The following is an 18042-nucleotide window of genomic DNA, read 5'->3' on the forward strand; positions in this document are numbered from 1 at the left end:
CCCGTACCGACGCCCGGCCGATAGGACCGGTGCGGGGATCTGCCCCGCTCCGGTCTCATCCTTTTCCGCTACCGTTCGCCGCGCCGCGAGAGTAATTTGCGGCCCGTTTGGCGAATGGGATGGTAAACCGTGAGCATTTATCCGGAGAGCGGCCAGCCGGTGCGGCTGTCGGTCGTTGTCCCCGTCTTCAACGAGGCCGACAACGTGCTGCCGCTGCTCGAAGAGATCGAGCGGGCGCTGGCTCCGGTCGGCGGCTTCGAGATCATCTTCGTCGACGACCAGTCCGACGACGACACCCAGACGCGGCTTGCCCCGGCGGTCGAGGCCGGCCGGCTGCGCGTGCTGCGCCATGTCCGCCGCTCCGGCCAGAGCGCCGCGGTGCGCAGCGGCGTCAAGGCGGCGCGCGGCGAGTTCGTCGTCACCCTCGACGGCGACGGGCAGAACGACCCTGCCGACATACCGGCGCTGTTCGCGCTGGTGTCGACAGGGGAGGCCGGCGCGCCGGTGCTGGTCGGCGGCCTGCGCAGGAAACGGCAGGACACCCTGTCGAAGCGCTGGGCCTCCAAGATCGCCAACGCCGTCCGCCAGTCCTTCCTGCAGGACGGCTGCACCGACAGCGGCTGCGGGCTGAAGCTGTTCCGCCGCGACGCCTTCCTCGACCTGCCGTTCTTCGGGGCGATGCACCGGTTCCTGCCGGCCCTGTTCCGCGCCCACGGCCATCCGGTGGCTTATGTGCCGGTGAACCATCGCCCGCGCGAGCGCGGCGTGTCAAAATACAACAACTGGCGGCGCGGGCTGATCGGCGTGGTCGATCTACTGGGCGTTTATTGGCTGAAGCGGCGGACGAAGCTGTCGCCCGTCTCCGAACGCCTCTGACCGACCTTACGCTTGCGACCACAAGACCCTTTCGGGACAGGATTTCTACGATGCTTGAGCGCGCTGCGGCCTGGTTCAACGAGCAGAGCACGACCGACCTGATCTGGGTCGGCATCGGCTTCTTCGCCCAGCTGATGTTCACCATGCGCTTCATCGTGCAGTGGATCGCCAGCGAAAAGGCGCGGCGCAGCGTGGTGCCGGAGCTGTTCTGGTACTTCTCGCTGGGCGGCGGCGTGATGCTGTTCGCCTATGCCTTCTACCGCTTCGACCCGGTCTTCATGCTGGGGCAGGGCATGGGGCTGGTGATCTACGCCCGCAACGTCTATTTCGTCTGGACCCACAAGAAGTCGCTGGCCGCCGGCGATGCGGTGCCGAGCAAATCGTGACCGCATCCACCCTGCCGCGCGCCGCCCTGCCGATCTGGGCCTATGCGCTGCTGGCGCTGATCGCCGCCGCGCTCTTCCTGCCGGGCTTCACCGTGCTGCCGCCCTTCGACCGGGACGAGGCGCGCTTCGCGCAGGCGTCGTCCCAGATGCTGGACAGCGGCAACTTCGTCGACATCCGCTTCCAGGACGAGACGCGCTACAAGAAGCCGGTTGGTATCTATTGGCTGCAGACCGCGGCGACCACGGTGGCCGAAGCGGTGCGCGGCGTTCCGGCGGGCAGCGAAAAGCTGATCTGGACCTACCGCATCCCGTCCTTCCTGGGGGCGATCCTCGCCGTGCTTGGCAGCGCCTGGACGGCGGCGCGGCTGTTCGGCGGTCCGGCCGGCTTCATTGCCGGGCTGATGATGGCGTCCTGCGTCGTGCTGGGGGTCGAGGCGCGGATGGCCAAGACCGACGCCGTCCTGCTCGCCACCGTGGTGGTCGGGCAGGCGGTTCTGGCGCATCTGTACCTCACCCGCCGTGATCCGGCTCCCGCCGGGCGGGGGGCCTGGACCGCGCCGCTGGTGTTCTGGATCGCCGCCGGCGTCGGCGTGCTGGTCAAGGGGCCGCTGGTCCTGCTGGTGTCCGGCAGCACGGCGCTGGTGCTGGCCTTGTGGGACCGCGAGGCCGGCTGGCTGAAGCGGCTGAAGCCGCTGGCCGGGCTCGGCATCGTCGTCGCCATCGCCGCGCCCTGGCTGATCGCCATCGCCATCAAGAGCAAGGGCGCCTTCTTCGCCGAATCCGTCGGCCACGACATGCTGGGCAAGGTGTCGGGCGGGCAGGAGGGCAAGGGCCTGCCGCCGGGCTATTATCTCGGCACCTTCTGGGTCACCTTCGCCCCCTGGTCACTGTTGGCCCTGCTGGCGGTTCCCTGGACCTGGGCGCGCCGCCGGCTGGACGCCGTGCGATTCTGCATCGCCTGGATCGTCCCGAGCTGGCTGGTGTTCGAGGCGGTGCCGACCAAGCTGCTGCATTACACGCTGCCGGTCTTTCCGGCGATTGCCGCCCTCGCCGCGGCGGCCCTGCTCGACAATTTCGACCGCAGCCGCAAACGGCCGCGCCGCTGGCTGACGGCCGCCGCCGTGGCGCTCGGCGTCATCGGCTTCGGCGCCCTGACCCTGGCGGTCGCGGTGATCCCCTGGCTGGTCGGCCAGCGGATCGATCCGATCGCGGTGTCGCTGGTGCCTGCGGTGGGCGGGCTCTTCGCGCTCGCCCTGCATCGGTTGCTTGGGGGCGAGCGGCGGATCGGTCTCGCGGCCGGAGTTGGGGCCGCAGGCCTGCTCTATCTGGGGACCTACGCCGCGGTGCTGCCGAACATCGATGGCGTCTGGGTCAGCCGGCAGGCCGCTCGTGCGGTCGCCCAGGTCCGGCCCTGCGCCGACAGTGTCGTCGCGTCCGCCGGCTATTCCGAGCCGAGCCTCGTCTTCCTGCTGGGCACGCCGACCAAGCTGGTCCATGGCGCCGGTGCGGCAACCCATCTGCTGTCTGACCGTGCCTGCGGTCTGGCCCTGGTGGAGGACCGGGAAGCTGCCGCCTTCCTCGACAGCCTGGGCACCGCCACGCCGCTGCCGCTGGCGGAACTGGACGGATTCAACTACAACACGGGCAAGCGCCTGCACCTCACGCTCTACCGCCTGCCTGCGTCGTAAGGGCAGGGGAGCCCCCCGGTTGGGGATGGGCCTGCCGGGATGGGTAACGCGCCTCCGCATTGGACGGCGCGGGCGCTTTCCGCTCGACTGCACCTTCGGATCCGTTTTTTCCGGATGAAAGGTGCCTGTTCGATGACCCGCGTTGCCTCCGCTGCCACAGCTGCCGTCAGGACTGCCGCCGTCGCCGCCCTCTCCATCCTGGGAATGGCGGCGCTGTCGCTGCCGGCGAATGCCCAGAAGCAGGACTATGCGCCCTGGGTTTACGATCAGATGGTGCCGACCGGTCCCTTCATGCGCAACATGGATCAGGCGCAGCCGCTCCCCGGCCCGGCGCCGTCGCATTGGGGCGCCACGAAATCGGGCGAGCACCGCGCCGGCATGACGCGCTACGGCACCGACGTGAAGCGGACGAACCGCCACTATTCCAACACCCATTCGCTGACGCCGCCGCCGGTGGACCCGGCCGCCGCCCGGCGGGTGATGGCGCCGCCGCGCAGCGCAGATGCCCCGCCGACGCCGCGGACGGCCCAGCCTCAGTAATCCGCGTCCGGCATCTCGCCCGGCCGCCACAGCCACGCAGCGCCGCGCACGCCACTGGAATCGCCATGGCGGGCACGGCGCACCGGCGTGTCCAGCCGGTCGGAGAAGGCCCAGGGCTCCATCGCCGCCGACAGCCGGTCATACAGCAGGTCCGCGTTCGATAGGCCGCCTCCCAGCACGATCACGTCCGAGTCCAGCAGATTGACCACAGCGGCCAGCCCGCGGCCAAGCCGCCCGACCAGCCGCTCCGCCGTCGCGGCGCATCCGGGATCGCTGTCGGCGCGTGAGAGGATCGTTGCGGCGTCGAGCGCCTCGCCGGTGGCCACCAGATGGTCCGCCGCCACCGCCGGCCCGGAAACGAAGGTCTCCAGGCAGCCGTGCTTGCCGCAGTAGCAGGCCGGGCCCGGCCGCTCGGCGTCGGTCGGCCAGGGCAGCGGATTGTGCCCCCACTCGCCGGCGATGGCGTTGCGCCCGCCGAGCGGCCGGCCATGCACGACGATGCCGGCGCCGCAGCCGGTGCCGAGGATCGCCGCGAACACCACGCCGCAGCCGGCCCCGGCGCCGTCGGTCGCCTCCGACACCGCAAGACAGTTGGCGTCGTTCTCGATCCGCACCGGCCGGCCGAGCGCCTGGACGAGGTCGCAGGCGAAGTCCTTCCCGATCAGCCATGTGGAGTTGGCGTTCTTCACCAGCCCGGTGGCCGGGGAAATGGCGCCCGGAATCCCCAGCCCGACCGTCGCCTTGCCGCCGGCGGGGATCCCTCCTTCCAGCCTTGCGACCAGATCGCGCACCGTCGCGACCGTCCCGTCATAATCGCCCTTGGGCGTGGGAACCCTGTGGCGGGCCAACTCGTTTCCCTGGCGGTCGAGCAGGATGCCCTCGGTCTTCGTGCCGCCCAGATCGATGCCGATGCGGTGCCCGCTCGCAAAACCCGATCCGCCCGATTTTGATCCGGTGGCTGCCATGCCGCGTGACCCGTCTGACCGTGGAAAGCCCATCCATACCGTCGCCGCCACCGCGGCGTCCAGCGACGGCGACTGCCAAAAAGAACAGGCACCGAAGGAACAGGCCGCGGTCGCGACTCGGCGTGTCGACTCCGCCGCGGTCGTGGGACAAAACGCAAGCGCCCGGCAAATACCATTGACCGGCCCCCGCGTTCGGGTAGAAGGTCGCCGACTGTCGGGCGGTCGCCTATCCCGCCCCAACCCGTCCTGTCGTACCGCGCCACCGGAGCCCCTGATGAGTCGCCAGCGCGCTGCCCTTCGCCTCTCCCTGAAAGCCCTGACCGGCGCCGCCGTCCTCGGCGCGCTGCTCGCCCTGCCTGCCGCGCCCGCCAGCGCTGCCGCCGCCAAGGAGGCTGCGAAGCCGCCGGCGAAGACGGCCGCCGCCAAGGCGCGCCCGACCAAGGCCAGCACCCCGGCCGCGCCCGCCTGCTACAACCGTGCCGAACATGCGGCCGAGCAGATGATGCGCCTGCACACCGAGATGATGGTGGTCGGACTGACCTGCCGCACCGTGGTGCCGGACAAGAAGCCGTTCGACCTCTACCAGGACTTCTCGGTCAAAAACCGTGCCCTGCTGTCCAATTCCGAAGCGTCGCTCATCAGCTATTACAAGCGTTCCGGAGCCGGCGGCAACGCCACCCGTCAGTTCGACATGTTCCGCACCGAGCTGGCGAACGAGGTCAGCCGCCGTGCCGCCACCATCGGCATCCCGCAGTACTGCGCCAACTTCGTCGACCGGTCGGCCGCCGCCAAGGACCTGACCCCCGACGACCTGCGCACCCTGACCGCGGACGAAAAGAACGCCGGCCTGATGCATCTGGCCAGCCGCCCGCTCTGCGACGTGAAGGTGGTTAGCGGTCCGGACCCCGTCTTCGCCGTCGCCCAGGCCACGCCGGCTCCGGCCGCGCCGAAGGCGGCCGCCGCCAAGGCGAAGGCTCCGGCCAAGGCCGCCGCTCCGGCCAAGCCGAAGCAGAAGGTCGCCGCCGTTCCGGCCAAGCAGTCCGTCGCCGTCCGCTGACGCTGCAACGTCCGGTTTAAGACGCGCGATCCAACGCCCCGCCAGGCAGCTGCCGGCGGGGCGTTTTGCGTTTTTCGCCCCTCCCGACCGATGCGCAAACCGGACGACGCATGCGGGCAGCACAAATCTGTCTTGCAAAAATCCGTCAGGCTGGTACTACCGAAAAGGTCAGGGGGAGCGCTCGCCGAACGGCCCGGCCAAGTCGGAATCGCATCCTCCGAACAGGAAAAATCATGGTCCGTCAGACCGATAGACGGAACTCCGGATGATACGGCATTCCGTTTGGTGAATGGACGGGCTGCACCAGACAGGGGGCTGCTGTTGCGTGACCGGTGTGCCGAGTGTACCCGTGCCGCCGCACCCTGCCTTTGCGCCGTGCTGAAGGTGGGGTGAGGACATGGAATATTTTCTCCAGCAATTGATCAACGGCTTGTCGCTTGGGGCGATTTACGGCCTGATCGCGATCGGCTACACGATGGTGTACGGCATCATCGGGATGATCAACTTCGCCCATGGCGAGATTTACATGATCGGCTCCTTCGTGGCGCTGATCACCTTCCTGGCCATCGGCGCGCTCGGCATCACCTGGGTGCCGCTGGCCCTGCTGGTCATGCTGCTCGCCTCCATGCTGTTCACCAGCGTCTATGGCTGGACGGTCGAGCGCATCGCCTACCGGCCCTTGCGCTCCTCGCCCCGGCTGGCGCCGCTGATCTCCGCCATCGGCATGTCGATCTTCCTGCAGAACTACATCCAGCTCCTCCAGGGCGCCCGCTCCAAGCCGCTGCAGCCCATCCTGCCCGGCAACCTCACCCTGATGGACGGCGCCGTCTCCGTCAGCTACGTGCGCCTCGCCACCATCGTCATCACCCTGGTCCTCATGGTCGGCTTCACCATGCTGATCAACCGCACCTCGCTGGGACGCGCCCAGCGCGCCTGCGAGCAGGACAAGAAGATGGCGGGGCTGCTCGGCGTCAACGTCGACCGCGTCATCTCGCTGACCTTCGTCATGGGCGCCGCGCTCGCCGCCGTCGCCGGCATGATGGTGCTGCTGATCTACGGCGTCATCGACTTCTACATCGGCTTCCTCGCCGGGGTGAAAAGCTTCACCGCGGCCGTGCTCGGCGGCGTCGGCTCGCTGCCCGGCGCCATGCTCGGCGGCGTGGTCATCGGCCTGATCGAGGCCTTCTGGTCCGGCTATGTCGGCTCCGAATGGAAGGACGTCGCAACCTTCTCCATCCTCGTCCTCGTCCTGATCTTCCGGCCCACCGGCCTGCTCGGCCGGCCCGAGATCGAGAAGGTGTAAGCGCCATGACCATGCACTCCAACACCGTCTCGTCCGCCGCGGGCGGCACCGCGCGCGGCGTCGACTGGGCCGCCACCGTCAAGGACGCCGGCCTCGCCGCCTTCGTGGCATTGCTGCTGACCGTGCCGCTGGTCGGATTGCGCACGGTGGACCGTCCCACCGGGCTCGGCATCGAAGCCCGGCCGGAGGAGGTCGTCGCCTCGCTGCTGCTGGTCTTCCTCGGCCGGCTCGGGCTCGGGCTGATCCGCCAGGGCATGGCGCTGCCGGTGCTGATCCTGGCGCTGATCTGCGCCGGCGTCGGGCTGCTGCTGCCGATGCCGACCCAGGTGCTGCGCCTGGTGCTGGTGCTGGGCGGCGGCGTCATCGCCATCCGTGCCGCCATGACCGTCGCCACCGGCCGCTCCAAGCTGTCCCAGGCCGACCGCGACAAGCGCATGGACCGCATCGCCGCCAAGGTCCAGCACGCCAGCCGCTACATCGGCCCGGTCGCCGTCGCCTTCGCCGCCGTCCTGCCGCTGACCCCGCTGGCCGACCGCATGATCCTGGACATCGGCATCCTGCTGCTGACCTACATCATGCTGGGCTGGGGCCTGAACATCGTGGTGGGCCTCGCCGGCCTGCTCGACCTCGGCTATGTCGCCTTCTACGCGGTGGGCGCCTATAGCTACGCACTGCTGGCCCATTACTTCGGGCTCAGCTTCTGGGTCTGCCTGCCGCTGGCGGGCGTGCTCGCCGCCATCTCCGGCGTGCTGCTGGGCTTCCCCGTCCTGCGGCTGCGCGGCGACTATTTCGCCATCGTGACGCTGGGCTTCGGCGAGATCATCCGCATCATCCTGGTCAACTGGTACCAGTTCACCGGCGGTCCCAACGGCATCTCCGGCATTCCGCGGCCGAGCTTCTTCGGCATCGCCGACTTCTCGCGCAGCCCGGCCGACGGCATGGCCGCCTTCCACGAGATGTTCGGGCTGGAGTTCTCGCCGCTCCACCGCATCATCTTCCTCTACTACCTCATCCTGGCGCTGGCGCTGGTGGTGAACCTGTTCACGCTGCGGGTGCGCAAGCTGCCGCTGGGCCGGGCGTGGGAAGCGCTGCGCGAGGACGACATCGCCTGCGCCTCGCTCGGCATCAACCGCACCAACATGAAGCTGGCGGCCTTTGCGATTGCCGCGATGTTCGGCGGCTTCGCCGGCTCCTTCTTCGCCACGCGCCAGGGCTTCATCAGCCCGGAGAGCTTCACCTTCATCGAGTCGGCGATCATCCTGGCCATCGTGGTGCTGGGCGGCATGGGCAGCCAGATCGGCGTGGTGGTCGCCACGCTGCTGGTGATCGGCCTGCCCGAAGCGTTCCGCGAACTGGCCGACTACCGCATGCTGGCGTTTGGCGCCGGCATGGTGGTGATCATGCTGTGGCGTCCGCGCGGCCTGCTGGCCCACCGCGACCCGACCATCCTCCTGCATGGCGGCAAGAAGCCGATCCCGGCGGGAGCCGCGAAATGAGCGCCGTCATGAGTGAAAAGCCCCTGCTGACCGTCGAACACCTGACCATGCGCTTCGGCGGCCTGGTGGCGAACAACGACGTGTCGTTCGAGGCGCGGGCGGGCGAGATCACCGCGCTGATCGGCCCGAACGGCGCCGGCAAGACGACGCTGTTCAACTGCGTCACCGGCTTCTACACCCCCACGGTGGGGCGGCTGACGCTGCGCCATCCCACCGGCAAGGAGTTCCTGCTGGAGCGGATGCCGGGCTACCGCATCGCCCAGCTAGCCGGGGTGGCGCGCACCTTCCAGAACATCCGGCTGTTCAGCGGCATGAGCGTCCTGGAGAACCTGATCGTCGCCCAGCACAACAAGCTGATGCGCGCCTCGACCTTCGCCATCGGCGGGCTGCTGGGCTTTCCCAGCTACCGCAAGGCCGAGCATGAGGCGGTGGAGCTGGCGAAATACTGGCTGGAGCGGGTGCGGCTGACCGAGTTCGCCGACTGGGAAGCCGGCAACCTGCCCTACGGCGCCCAGCGCCGGCTGGAGATCGCGCGGGCCATGTGCACGGAGCCGGTTCTGCTGTGCCTGGACGAGCCGGCGGCCGGCCTGAACCCGCGCGAGTCGGCGGAGCTGGCCGAGATCCTGACCTTCATCCGCGACGTCCAGACCCCGCAGGGTCACCGCACGGGCGTGCTGCTGATCGAGCATGACATGAGCGTGGTGATGCGCATTTCCGACCATGTGGTGGTGCTGGACTATGGCCGGAAGATTTCCGACGGCGATCCGGAGCATGTGAAGAACGACCCGGCGGTGATCCGCGCCTATCTGGGCGAGGACGAGGACGAGGCGCTGCCGCCGGAGATCGCCGCCGACCTGAATATGCCGCAAGAAGCGCAGAAGGGGGCCTGAGCCATGCTGAAGGTATCGGGCGTCCACACCTTCTACGGCGCCATCGAGGCGCTGAAGGGCATCGACATCGAGATCGGCGCCGGCGAGATCGTCTCGCTGATCGGCGCGAATGGTGCAGGCAAGTCGACGCTGCTGATGACGATCTGCGGCAGCCCGCGGGCGCGCCAGGGCCGGGTGTTCTTCGAGGGCGAGGACATCACCGACCTGCCCACCCACGAGATCGTGCGGCGCGGCATCGCGCAGTCTCCCGAAGGCCGGCGCATCTTCCCGCGGATGACGGTGCTTGAGAACCTGCAGATGGGCTCCATCGTCGCGCAGCCCGGCAGCTTCGAGCGCGAGCTGGAACGGGTTCTGACGCTGTTCCCGCGGCTGAAGGAGCGCATCAACCAGCGCGCCGGCACGATGTCGGGCGGCGAGCAGCAGATGCTGGCGATCGGCCGCGCGTTGATGAGCCAGCCGCGGTTGCTGCTGCTGGACGAGCCGAGCCTGGGTCTGGCGCCGCTGATCGTGAAGCAGATCTTCCAGGTGATCCAGGAGATCAACCGGGAACAGAAGATGACGGTGTTCATGGTGGAGCAGAACGCGTTCCACGCGCTGAAGCTGGCGCACCGGGCTTACGTGATGGTGACGGGGAAGATCACGATGACGGGGACGGGGGCACAGCTTCTGGCCGACCCGGAGGTTCGCGCGGCTTATCTGGAAGGGGGCCACTGAGATGGAAACGATCCTTGGCTCTTCGGTTCCGGTGTTCGTGTTCCTGACGGTTCTGGTGTTCGGCGGCTGCGGCGTGCTGACCGGGCAGACCCTGGCGGAGGGGTGGAAGCCGGTCTCCAGCGTGCTGGCCTACTCGCTCCTGCTGGGGCTGGGCGACCGCTTCCTGGCCTGGGGCCTGTTCGGCGAGCAGCTGCTGTCGCTGTGGGGCTTCATCGTCCACACCGTGGTGATCGGGCTGATCACGCTGACGGCGCACCGCATCGCCATCGCACGTCGCATGGTCAACCAGTATCCGTGGCTCTATGAAACTGCCGGCCCTTTCGCCTGGCGGGAGCGGACTGGCGCGGCCGCCGACAAATAAGTCATTCGGAATAGACCGTACGGCTGATTGGTGCCCGTGAAACTGTCGCACACCGCACCACTTGGGGTATGGTAATCTGGAAACCGCCGGAGGGGACCCGGCGGCAAGGCCCGCAAGGGCCGGGGGTATGTTGCAACAGGGACCATTCACAGAACAGGGAAGCACACCCATGAAATTCAAGCTGTCCCTTCTCGCCGCGATCGCGGCGACCGCGCTCTCCGCCACGGCCGCCCAGGCCGACATCGCGGTGGCCACCGCCGGTCCGATCACCGGCCAGTACGCCACCTTCGGCGAGCAGATGAAGAAGGGCATGGAGCAGGCCGTCGCGGACATCAACGCCGCCGGCGGTGTCCTGGGCCAGAAGCTGAAGCTGGAAGTCGGCGACGACGCCTGCGATCCCAAGCAGGCCGTGGCCGTCGCCAACCAGCTGGCCAAGGCCGGTGTGAAGTTCGTGGCCGGCCACTTCTGCTCGGGCTCGTCGATCCCGGCCAGCCAGGTCTATGCCGAAGAAGGGATGCTGCAGATCTCCCCGGCTTCGACCAACCCGAAGCTGACCGAGCAGGGCCTGAAGAACGTCTTCCGCGTCTGCGGCCGTGACGACCAGCAGGGCCTGATCGCCGGCAAGTATCTGCTGGACAATTACAAGGGCAAGAACGTCGCCATCCTTCACGACAAGTCGGCCTACGGCAAGGGTCTGGCCGATGAGACGCAGAAGGCGCTGAACGCCGGCGGCCAGAAGGAAACCATCTACGAAGCCTACACGGCCGGTGAGAAGGACTATTCCGCCCTGGTGTCGAAGCTGAAGCAGGCGAACGTCGACGCCGTCTACATCGGTGGCTACCACACCGAGGCCGGCCTGATCGCCCGCCAGATGAAGGACCAGGGCATGAAGGCCATCATCGTGTCGGGTGACGCGCTGGTGACCAACGAGTACTGGGCTATCACCGGTGACGCCGGCGAGAACACCATGATGACCTTCGGTCCGGATCCGCGCGAGAAGCCGGACGCCAAGGCCGTCGTGGAGAAGTTCCGCAAGGCTGGCTACGAGCCGGAAGGCTACACCCTGTACACCTACGCCGCGCTCCAGATCTGGGCCGACGCGGTGAAGCAGGCGAACTCGACCGACGCTGCGAAGGTTGCCGAAGTCATGCGCAAGGGCAACTACAACACCGTCATCGGCAAGATCGGGTTCGACCCGAAGGGCGACGTCACCAGCCCGGCCTATGTCTGGTACAAGTGGAAGAACGGCCAGTATGCCGAAGTGAAGTAAGCGAAACGCATCAGCGTTCCGTTGAAAGGGGGCCGGCACTTCTGTGTCGGCCCTTTTTTATTCGACCCGACTTGGCGCCGGATCAGGGAATAGGTCGGGGAACATAGGCGACGGACTGGGCCACGGACGGTTGCGCCGCGGCAATGGCCGGCGAGGAGAGGCCGGATGCGACCCGACGACCCGACCGCTCGTTCAGCAGTCGTTCGGAGGTCCGCATCACCTCCCGCCAGAAGGCGGCGGCACGGGTGTGGTTGGCGGCCGTGAGTTCGACAAGACGAACGCGGCTCATTCGAATCGCGGTTTCGCCCAGTTCATCAACCAGGCGGGTCGCGAAGACAAGCACGTCGAGATCGGTGTTCATGACGGCTATGAACCCACAACCGGGGCTTTTGTTCCAGCTTGAAACCGCACTGCGGCAAAGGGTCATCGGTGGTGCCCCGGACGTGCTGCACCGCAACAACGCTTATGCGGCATCCAAGAACGGTCACCGAACGGACACTCGCCACGACGGGGGTGTTTTGTGGTTCAATGGCGCCCTTCGCGGCGGCCGTGACGGCAACCGGTATGGGATGGGTTTTGGAGAACGACAATGCGCAGAAAGCGCGAGGTGATCGAGGGGCAGATTTATCGCAAGCTGTCCCCCAGCGGCGGCTACTGGGAAGTGGTCGCCATCCGCAAGGATGGAATGGGCACCCAGCATGCCCAGATGAAGCGAACCGACGACCCGAAGACACTGAAGACCTTGTCGGTGTCGACCCTGCTCGACCCCCAGCAGTTCGAGATCGTCACCGAGTAGCGGCTTGTTCGACAAGCATGCGCCGCCGATAGAGGTCGACGTCCGGCCCAACCTTCCTGCCGCCCGACACACGCTCCAGTCGCCCCTTGCGGATCAGATGGTTGAGGTGCGCCACGGCTTCGCCCACGGCGAAGACGGTCTGGTGCGGGTCGAGCGGCCGCGGGAACAGCGCCTGCGTCACCTCTGCCGCCGTGCGGGGCGATGCGCAGAGCGATTCGATCTCCGCCAGCCGTTCGGCATGATGGTCGGCCAGATCGTCGGCGCGCCGGTGCAGTCCGCGGAATGGACGGCCGTGTGAGGGCAGGACCAGCGTGTCGGCCGGCAGGGCGGTCCAATCCTTCAGGCTGGCGAGATAGTCGGTGAGAGGATCGGCGTCCGGTTCGGTCGGCCAGACGCTGATGTTCGGGCTGATCCGCGGCAGAATCTGGTCGCCGGAGATCACCAGGGCCAAGCCGTTGCCGCCGTCATCGCCATCTGCCGGCCGGTACAGGCTGACCGGTTCGGCCGTATGGCCGCTGCCGCCGATCACGGTCCAGAGGCGGTCGCCCACCGGCAGCCTGTCGCCGGCCCGCAGGCGGGTCAGCGTCGCCGGCACGCCGGGGACGCCGCGGCTGTAGGCCCCCTTGCGGGCGAGCACGGCGTCCAGCGTCTCCGGCGCCAACCCGCACCGGCGGTAGAAACGCTCCACCGCGGCATCGGTGGCGGCATCGTTGCCGGCCGACAGCATGCGGGCGAACAGCCATTCCGTCAATGAGGTGGCGAAGGCCGCGCCGGTCCGCTCCACCAGCCAGTTGGCGGCGCCGATGTGGTCGGGATGGAAATGGGTGGCGACCACCCTTTCCACCGGCCGGCCGCCGAGCGCGTCGCGCAACAATCCCTCCCACAGCGCCAGCGTGTGCCGGTCACCCAGACCGCAATCGATCAGCGTCCAGCCGTCCGCTCCACCGTCCAGCGCCCAGGCGTTGATGTGGTCAAGTTGGAAAGGCAGGGACAGCCGGATCCACAACACGCCCGGCGCCACCTCTTGCCAGCCGCCGGGATCCGGGGTGGTGCAGATGGGGTAGTCGATCGCATCGTCCGGGGTAGGAAGCATCGGGGCGGGTGTCCAAGTCATTGTTATCACGGAAGGAAATGCCAGCAGGAGCGCTGCGGCAAATCTGCAACAGAAAAAGCGGCCGTGCGTGGGCGGGATTGGAAGCCGCGCGTGCTGATTCCATTGTCGGGGCCGGAGCCCGTTCTGTCACGCGTTTCGCCGCAGGCCGGGATGTCCCGATCCGCCAACGCCGTCAACGATGGGAACAAGAACATGACGATGCGTGGGATTTTGCTGGGCACGGCACTGGCCGTCGCCATTCCTTCCCTGGCCATTCCGACTGCCGCCTTTGCCGCGCCGGAAGGCTTCTACGTCGGCGCGGGGGCCGGCGTGAACTGGACCGAGGATGCCGACCTCAGCAGCTATCCGGCCCCGGGCCTGGGTCTGAAGGAGGAGTTCAAGATCGGCGGCATCGGCGACATTTCGGTCGGCTACGCCACCGCGATGGGCCTGCGCGCCGAACTGGAGGCCGCCTGGCGTTGGCGCAACAGCGTCGACGACACCAGCAGCGCCACTCCCGGCCTGAACGGCCTGGGCGGCAAGACGAGCTCGGTCGCCTTCATGGGCAACCTGCTGTACGATTTCAACATCGGCCTGCCGATCACGCCCTATATCGGCGCCGGTGCCGGTATCGCCGGGGTGAAGAAGACGCTGAACGGCGCCAGCGACCGCGACTGGGTCTTCGCCTATCAGGGCATCGTCGGCGCGTCCTATGCCATCAACGACAATGTGGCGCTGACACTGGATTACCGCTACTTCGCCACCGTCGATCCGGAGTTCGAGTTGGGTCCGGTGACCTCGAAGAGCGAATACCGCAACCACACCATCCTGGCCGGCCTGCGCTATACCTTCGGCGGGCCGTCGCGCGCCACGCCGGTCGTTGCCCCGGCCCCTGCCGCCCCGCCGATGGCGGCCCAGCCGCAGAGCGAGTATCAGGTGTTCTTCGATTGGGACAAGGCGACGATCACGCCGAATTCCGCAAGCATCATCGGCGATGCCGCAGAGGCGGCCAACCGTGCCCGCGCCGTTCGCATCCAGGTGATCGGCCACACCGACACCTCGGGCTCGCCGACCTACAACCAGCGGCTTTCGATCCGCCGGGCCGAGGCGGTGCGGCAGGCGCTGATCGCGCGGGGCACGCCGGCCAACATGATCTCGATCGAAGGCGTGGGCGAGAACCAGCTGATGGTGCCTACCGGTCCGAACGTGCGCGAGCCGTCGAACCGCCGCGCCCAGATCCTCATCAAAATCTCCTGACCGCAGGGAACCTGCACGCGGGGGAGGGGGCGGATGACCTCCTCCGCGCTTTTCTTTACGGTTCCTCCCGGCATTCCAATGACCGGACGTGCGAAGGAGGTAGCGCTGTCCGTTGCGTCAGCGTATGACGATGCTGCACGCGAGGCATCTTCGGTCCGAGACGTTACATGCAGGTTCTGATCGCCGACGATCATTCCATCGTCCGCAGCGGCTTGACCCATCTGGTGGGTGAACTGGACGAACAGGCCACCGTGGTGGCCGCGACCAGCTTCAGCCAGTTGAACGCCATCCTCGACGCGTCGATGCTCGAGGGCGGCATTGCATTCGACCTGATCGTGATGGATTTGCGCATGCCCGGCCTGGGCGGACTGGATGAGGTCGAGGCGCTGGTGAAGCGCGTGGCGCCGGTCCCCGTCGCGGTCTTCTCCATGATCGAATCGCCGGACGAGATGCGCGCAGTGCTGTCGCGCGGCGTGCGCGCCTTTATCCCGAAATCGACCGACGACGTGCTGGTGGTCAACATCCTGCGGCTGGTGATGGCGGGCGGCTCCTATGTGCCGCCGGTTCTGGGCATGCCGGGAGCGCCCCCGGCGGTCGGGGGGGGGCCTGCACGGGGCAGCGCGCCCAGCGTGTTCGACGGCCTGACCCGCCGGCAGCTGGAGGTTCTGGATCTGCTGGCCCAGGGCCTGTCGAACCAGGAGATCGGCGAAAGGCTGGGCCTGAACCTGTCCACCGTGAAGACCCACGTCACCGGAGTGCTGAAGGCGCTCGGCGTCGGCAGCCGCACCCAGGCGGTCCTGCTGGTCAAGGAATCGGGTCGCGACCGGCTGGTTTGAGGCCGGGCGACGCTCCTAAAGCAGCGCGTTCAGCAGCGACCCGCGCCCGCCGTAGCTGCCGCCGGATCCGCCCAGCATCATCGAGGCGGGGTTGATGGAGGCGCTGCCGGCGCCCAGGATGGCGGCCAGCCCCTGCAGCTTGGTGTTGTTGCCGAAGGGGTTGTCGCCCTTGGCCGGCTGCTTGGCGATGGTGTCGTAGTCCTTGCTGTAATTCCCCATGCGCAGTTGGACGCCGTAGCTCTTGGCATCCTTGACCGGCACGTCCTTCTCTCGGGCGATGCGCAGCGTGTAGTCGCCCTTGTCGAGCGTGAGTTGGCCGGACTTCAGCTTCTGGAAGGCGTCAAAGGTGGCGCCGGCATCCTTGTTGCTGTCGGCGATGACCTTGCCGCCGCGGTCCATCAACTGGAGCCGCACCCCGGCATCCCCCACCGTCCCCAGCGTCGGAGCGCCGGAACTGGTGACGGTGAATTTGTAGAAGTCGGCGGGATCGTTGGAAGCCAGGGAGCTGAAGACGTTCAGCCTGCTCGTGTCCTTCACCAGCGTGCCGATGTTGGTCGCGAAGGGCGCGGCGTTCAGCGCCGACTTGTTGACGGTCTGCTCGTACTCCTGGACCTTGCCGGTCGCGCCGCCATTGCCGGCTGCCTGCTGCTGCACGCGCTTGACCGCGGCATCAATCGACTGCTGCAGGCTCTGGGCCATGCCGCCGACATCGGCGTAGCTGGACAGGCTGACCATGGCGTGCTCTCCCTCGTTCCGCATCCCCTGAAGGGATGTCGACCGGGGCTTTGCAGGATGCAGGCCAGCTACAAGATATTGATAAAAAAGGAAGTTAGAACGCGCCGATCCTGCCGCCCGGCAGCTTTGCCCCGCGGGGCGGCAGGATTTTCCCAGCGGGTATCAGGCGCCCTTGGCGGCCCGATAGGCGTCCATCAACTGGCGGCCGGCCGCCATGATGGCCTCGCGGTCGCCCTTCTTGACCAGACCCTCGTCCACCAGCTTGCCGCCGGCACCGACGCAGGCCACGCCGGCCGCGACATAGGAAGCCACGGTGGTGGCGTCGATGCCGCCGGTGGGGACGAAGCGGATGCCGGGGAAGACCGACTTCAGCGCCTTGATGTGCGCCGGGCCGACGGTGGAGGCAGGGAAGATCTTGATGGCGTCGGCACCGGCGGAAATGGCGGCATGCACCTCGGTCGGGGTCAGGGCGCCCATCAGGCAAGCGACGCCATGGTCGCGGCAGGCGGCGGCCACCTTCGGCACGACGCAGGGCGACACGACATACTTGGCGCCGGCCTTCACCACGTCGGCGACGGCGGCCGGGGTCAGCACGGTGCCGGCGCCGATCAGGGCGCCGCCCTCCGCCGACAGCTCCTCGATCAGGCCGACGGCGCCGGGGGTGGTCATGGTGATCTCGAAGGTGCCATAGCCGGCCTCGCGCAGCCAGCTGACGGCGGTGCGCGCCAGATCGGCGGAGCTGTTGCGGATGACCGGAACGACGCCGTAGGCGGCGAGCTGGTCCAGGATCTCGGAAGCGGTCGGGGTGGTGGACATCAGGATTCCTCGGGATTCTTCTGAGGGGACGGGGAAAGCGAAGGAGCGGCGGAGGCCGGACGGTCCGGCACGCGGTGGTGCCCGGCCAGCACGGCCTTGATGCGGGCAAGGCGGCGGTCGAGGCCGGGAGGAGCCTGCAGGCCGACAGCGACGGTCAGGGCGTCGATCAGGGCCAGCTGGGCCAAACGGGAGGCCATCGGGGTGTGGACCGCGGTGTCCTCGTCCACGTCGACGGTCAGGCGGATGTCGGCGCGTTCGGCGAGCGGCGTGGCCGATGCGGTGATGGCGATCACCGTCGCGCCGCCGTCGCGTGCGATGGCGGCGACGTCGAAGATCTCGTCGCTGGTGCCGGTCTTGGAGATCGCCAGCAGGGCGTCGCCGGGGCCGAGCGTCGCCGCGGCCATCGCCTGGAAATGGGCGTCGGCACTGGCGGTCACCTGCGGGAGAAGGCGGAACAGCTTGTGGTGGGCGTCGAGCGCCACGGTGCCGGACGCGCCGACGCCGACGATCTGCACCCGCTGCGCACAGGCCAGCACGCCGGCTGCACGCTCCAGCGCCGCGGTGTCCAGGCGGCTGCGCAGGCGGACCAGCGCGTCGATGGACCGGTTCAGCACCTTTTCCGTGGCACTGGCGACGCTGTCGCCGGGGGAGAGGTCGCGCACCAGCGGGGTCGGACGGTCGCCGGCCTCTTCCCGCGCGGCGGATGCCGCCAGATGCTGGGCCAGCGCGATCTTGAATTCATGGAAGCCGCCGAAGCCGGCGGTGCGGCAGAAGCGCAGGACGGACGGTTCGCTGACCCCGGCCTTGCCCGCAAGCTGGGCCAGACTGGCACGCACGGCGGCATGGGGGGCGGCCAGCACGGTGCGCGCCACCGCGGCTTCCGCCCGGCGGAGCCTGTCGAGTGAGGATGCGATCGTGTCCAGCATGCGGGAGTCCACCAGGGGAGGTGCGGCGGCCGTCCGG

The 18042-nt window shown here is 68.0% G+C and carries 20 protein-coding genes; 14 read left to right on the forward strand and 6 right to left on the reverse strand.

Annotated elements, in window-relative coordinates; all coding sequences use genetic code 11:
• Nucleotides 1–129: 129 nt before the first annotated feature.
• From ACWPKK_RS28575 to ACWPKK_RS28590, 4 genes are all read left to right on the forward strand, one after another.
• The gene (locus ACWPKK_RS28575; RefSeq protein WP_452011276.1) at nt 130–876 is read left to right on the forward strand and encodes a glycosyltransferase family 2 protein; all 747 of its coding nucleotides are present in this window, start codon (nt 130–132) and stop codon (nt 874–876) included.
• Between the two features lie 50 nt (nt 877–926).
• Nucleotides 927–1262 (forward strand): lipid-A-disaccharide synthase N-terminal domain-containing protein, encoded by a 336-nt coding sequence (locus ACWPKK_RS28580; protein ID WP_324865781.1) that lies wholly within the window; start codon nt 927–929, stop codon nt 1260–1262.
• Nucleotides 1259–2950, forward strand: coding sequence for an ArnT family glycosyltransferase (locus ACWPKK_RS28585; protein ID WP_452011278.1), 1692 nt, complete (start codon nt 1259–1261; stop codon nt 2948–2950). Before ACWPKK_RS28580 ends, ACWPKK_RS28585 begins: the two co-directional genes overlap by 4 nt.
• 132 nt (nt 2951–3082) lie before the next feature.
• Entirely contained in the window at nt 3083–3490 is a 408-nt protein-coding gene (locus ACWPKK_RS28590) for a hypothetical protein (RefSeq protein WP_452011280.1), read from the forward strand.
• Here ACWPKK_RS28590 and ACWPKK_RS28595 read toward each other — a convergent pair.
• Nucleotides 3484–4455 (reverse strand): ROK family protein, encoded by a 972-nt coding sequence (locus ACWPKK_RS28595; RefSeq protein WP_452011282.1) that lies wholly within the window; start codon nt 4453–4455, stop codon nt 3484–3486. The two genes, ACWPKK_RS28590 and ACWPKK_RS28595, sit on opposite strands and share 7 nt — an antisense overlap.
• 274 nt (nt 4456–4729) lie before the next feature.
• Here ACWPKK_RS28595 and ACWPKK_RS28600 point away from each other — a divergent pair, with 274 nt between their 5' ends.
• From ACWPKK_RS28600 to ACWPKK_RS28630, 7 genes are all read left to right on the forward strand, one after another.
• A complete protein-coding gene (locus tag ACWPKK_RS28600; protein WP_452011285.1) occupies nt 4730–5512 on the forward strand; it encodes a hypothetical protein in 783 nt (260 codons plus the stop codon).
• A gap of 397 nt (nt 5513–5909) precedes the next feature.
• A complete protein-coding gene (locus tag ACWPKK_RS28605) occupies nt 5910–6815 on the forward strand; it encodes an ABC transporter permease subunit (RefSeq protein WP_452011287.1) in 906 nt (301 codons plus the stop codon).
• A 5-nt stretch (nt 6816–6820) separates the two neighbouring features.
• Entirely contained in the window at nt 6821–8311 is a 1491-nt protein-coding gene (livM, locus tag ACWPKK_RS28610) for a high-affinity branched-chain amino acid ABC transporter permease LivM (RefSeq protein WP_452011290.1), read from the forward strand.
• A gap of 8 nt (nt 8312–8319) precedes the next feature.
• Entirely contained in the window at nt 8320–9201 is an 882-nt protein-coding gene (locus tag ACWPKK_RS28615; protein ID WP_452010644.1) for an ABC transporter ATP-binding protein, read from the forward strand.
• Between the two features lie 3 nt (nt 9202–9204).
• A complete protein-coding gene (locus ACWPKK_RS28620) occupies nt 9205–9915 on the forward strand; it encodes an ABC transporter ATP-binding protein (RefSeq protein ID WP_014189439.1) in 711 nt (236 codons plus the stop codon).
• A 1-nt stretch (nt 9916) separates the two neighbouring features.
• On the forward strand, nt 9917–10276 hold the full coding sequence (locus ACWPKK_RS28625; RefSeq protein ID WP_452011292.1) for a DUF6867 family protein: 360 nt from the start codon (nt 9917–9919) through the stop codon (nt 10274–10276).
• A 169-nt stretch (nt 10277–10445) separates the two neighbouring features.
• Entirely contained in the window at nt 10446–11546 is a 1101-nt protein-coding gene (locus ACWPKK_RS28630) for a branched-chain amino acid ABC transporter substrate-binding protein (protein WP_310119353.1), read from the forward strand.
• An 82-nt stretch (nt 11547–11628) separates the two neighbouring features.
• On the opposite strand, the gene ACWPKK_RS28635 is transcribed toward ACWPKK_RS28630, so the two are convergent.
• Nucleotides 11629–11907, reverse strand: a complete 279-nt coding sequence (locus ACWPKK_RS28635; RefSeq protein ID WP_452011294.1) for a hypothetical protein — start codon at nt 11905–11907, stop codon at nt 11629–11631.
• 228 nt (nt 11908–12135) lie between these two features.
• Here ACWPKK_RS28635 and ACWPKK_RS28640 point away from each other — a divergent pair, with 228 nt between their 5' ends.
• Nucleotides 12136–12342 (forward strand): hypothetical protein, encoded by a 207-nt coding sequence (locus ACWPKK_RS28640; RefSeq protein WP_014249984.1) that lies wholly within the window; start codon nt 12136–12138, stop codon nt 12340–12342.
• Here the strand turns inward: ACWPKK_RS28640 and ACWPKK_RS28645 are convergent.
• Nucleotides 12332–13435: an MBL fold metallo-hydrolase gene (locus ACWPKK_RS28645; RefSeq protein ID WP_452011296.1), complete on the reverse strand. Its 1104-nt coding sequence runs from the start codon at nt 13433–13435 to the stop codon at nt 12332–12334. The genes ACWPKK_RS28640 and ACWPKK_RS28645 overlap by 11 nt on opposite strands.
• A gap of 213 nt (nt 13436–13648) precedes the next feature.
• Between ACWPKK_RS28645 and ACWPKK_RS28650 the strand changes: the two genes are divergently transcribed.
• Entirely contained in the window at nt 13649–14692 is a 1044-nt protein-coding gene (locus tag ACWPKK_RS28650) for an OmpA family protein (RefSeq protein ID WP_452011298.1), read from the forward strand.
• Between the two features lie 167 nt (nt 14693–14859).
• Nucleotides 14860–15528 carry a LuxR C-terminal-related transcriptional regulator gene (locus tag ACWPKK_RS28655; protein ID WP_452011300.1) on the forward strand — a complete coding sequence of 223 codons (669 nt, stop codon included), beginning with the start codon at nt 14860–14862 and terminating at the stop codon, nt 15526–15528.
• 15 nt (nt 15529–15543) lie between these two features.
• On the opposite strand, the gene ACWPKK_RS28660 is transcribed toward ACWPKK_RS28655, so the two are convergent.
• The 3 genes from ACWPKK_RS28660 to ACWPKK_RS28670 form a co-directional block, all read right to left on the reverse strand.
• Nucleotides 15544–16263 (reverse strand): hypothetical protein, encoded by a 720-nt coding sequence (locus tag ACWPKK_RS28660; protein ID WP_452011302.1) that lies wholly within the window; start codon nt 16261–16263, stop codon nt 15544–15546.
• A 162-nt stretch (nt 16264–16425) separates the two neighbouring features.
• On the reverse strand, nt 16426–17079 hold the full coding sequence (locus tag ACWPKK_RS28665; RefSeq protein ID WP_452011305.1) for a bifunctional 4-hydroxy-2-oxoglutarate aldolase/2-dehydro-3-deoxy-phosphogluconate aldolase: 654 nt from the start codon (nt 17077–17079) through the stop codon (nt 16426–16428).
• Nucleotides 17079–18005: a MurR/RpiR family transcriptional regulator gene (locus tag ACWPKK_RS28670; RefSeq protein WP_452011307.1), complete on the reverse strand. Its 927-nt coding sequence runs from the start codon at nt 18003–18005 to the stop codon at nt 17079–17081. Before ACWPKK_RS28670 ends, ACWPKK_RS28665 begins: the two co-directional genes overlap by 1 nt.
• Between the last annotated feature and the right edge of the window lie 37 nt (nt 18006–18042).

This window comes from Azospirillum largimobile (assembly GCF_977007025.2).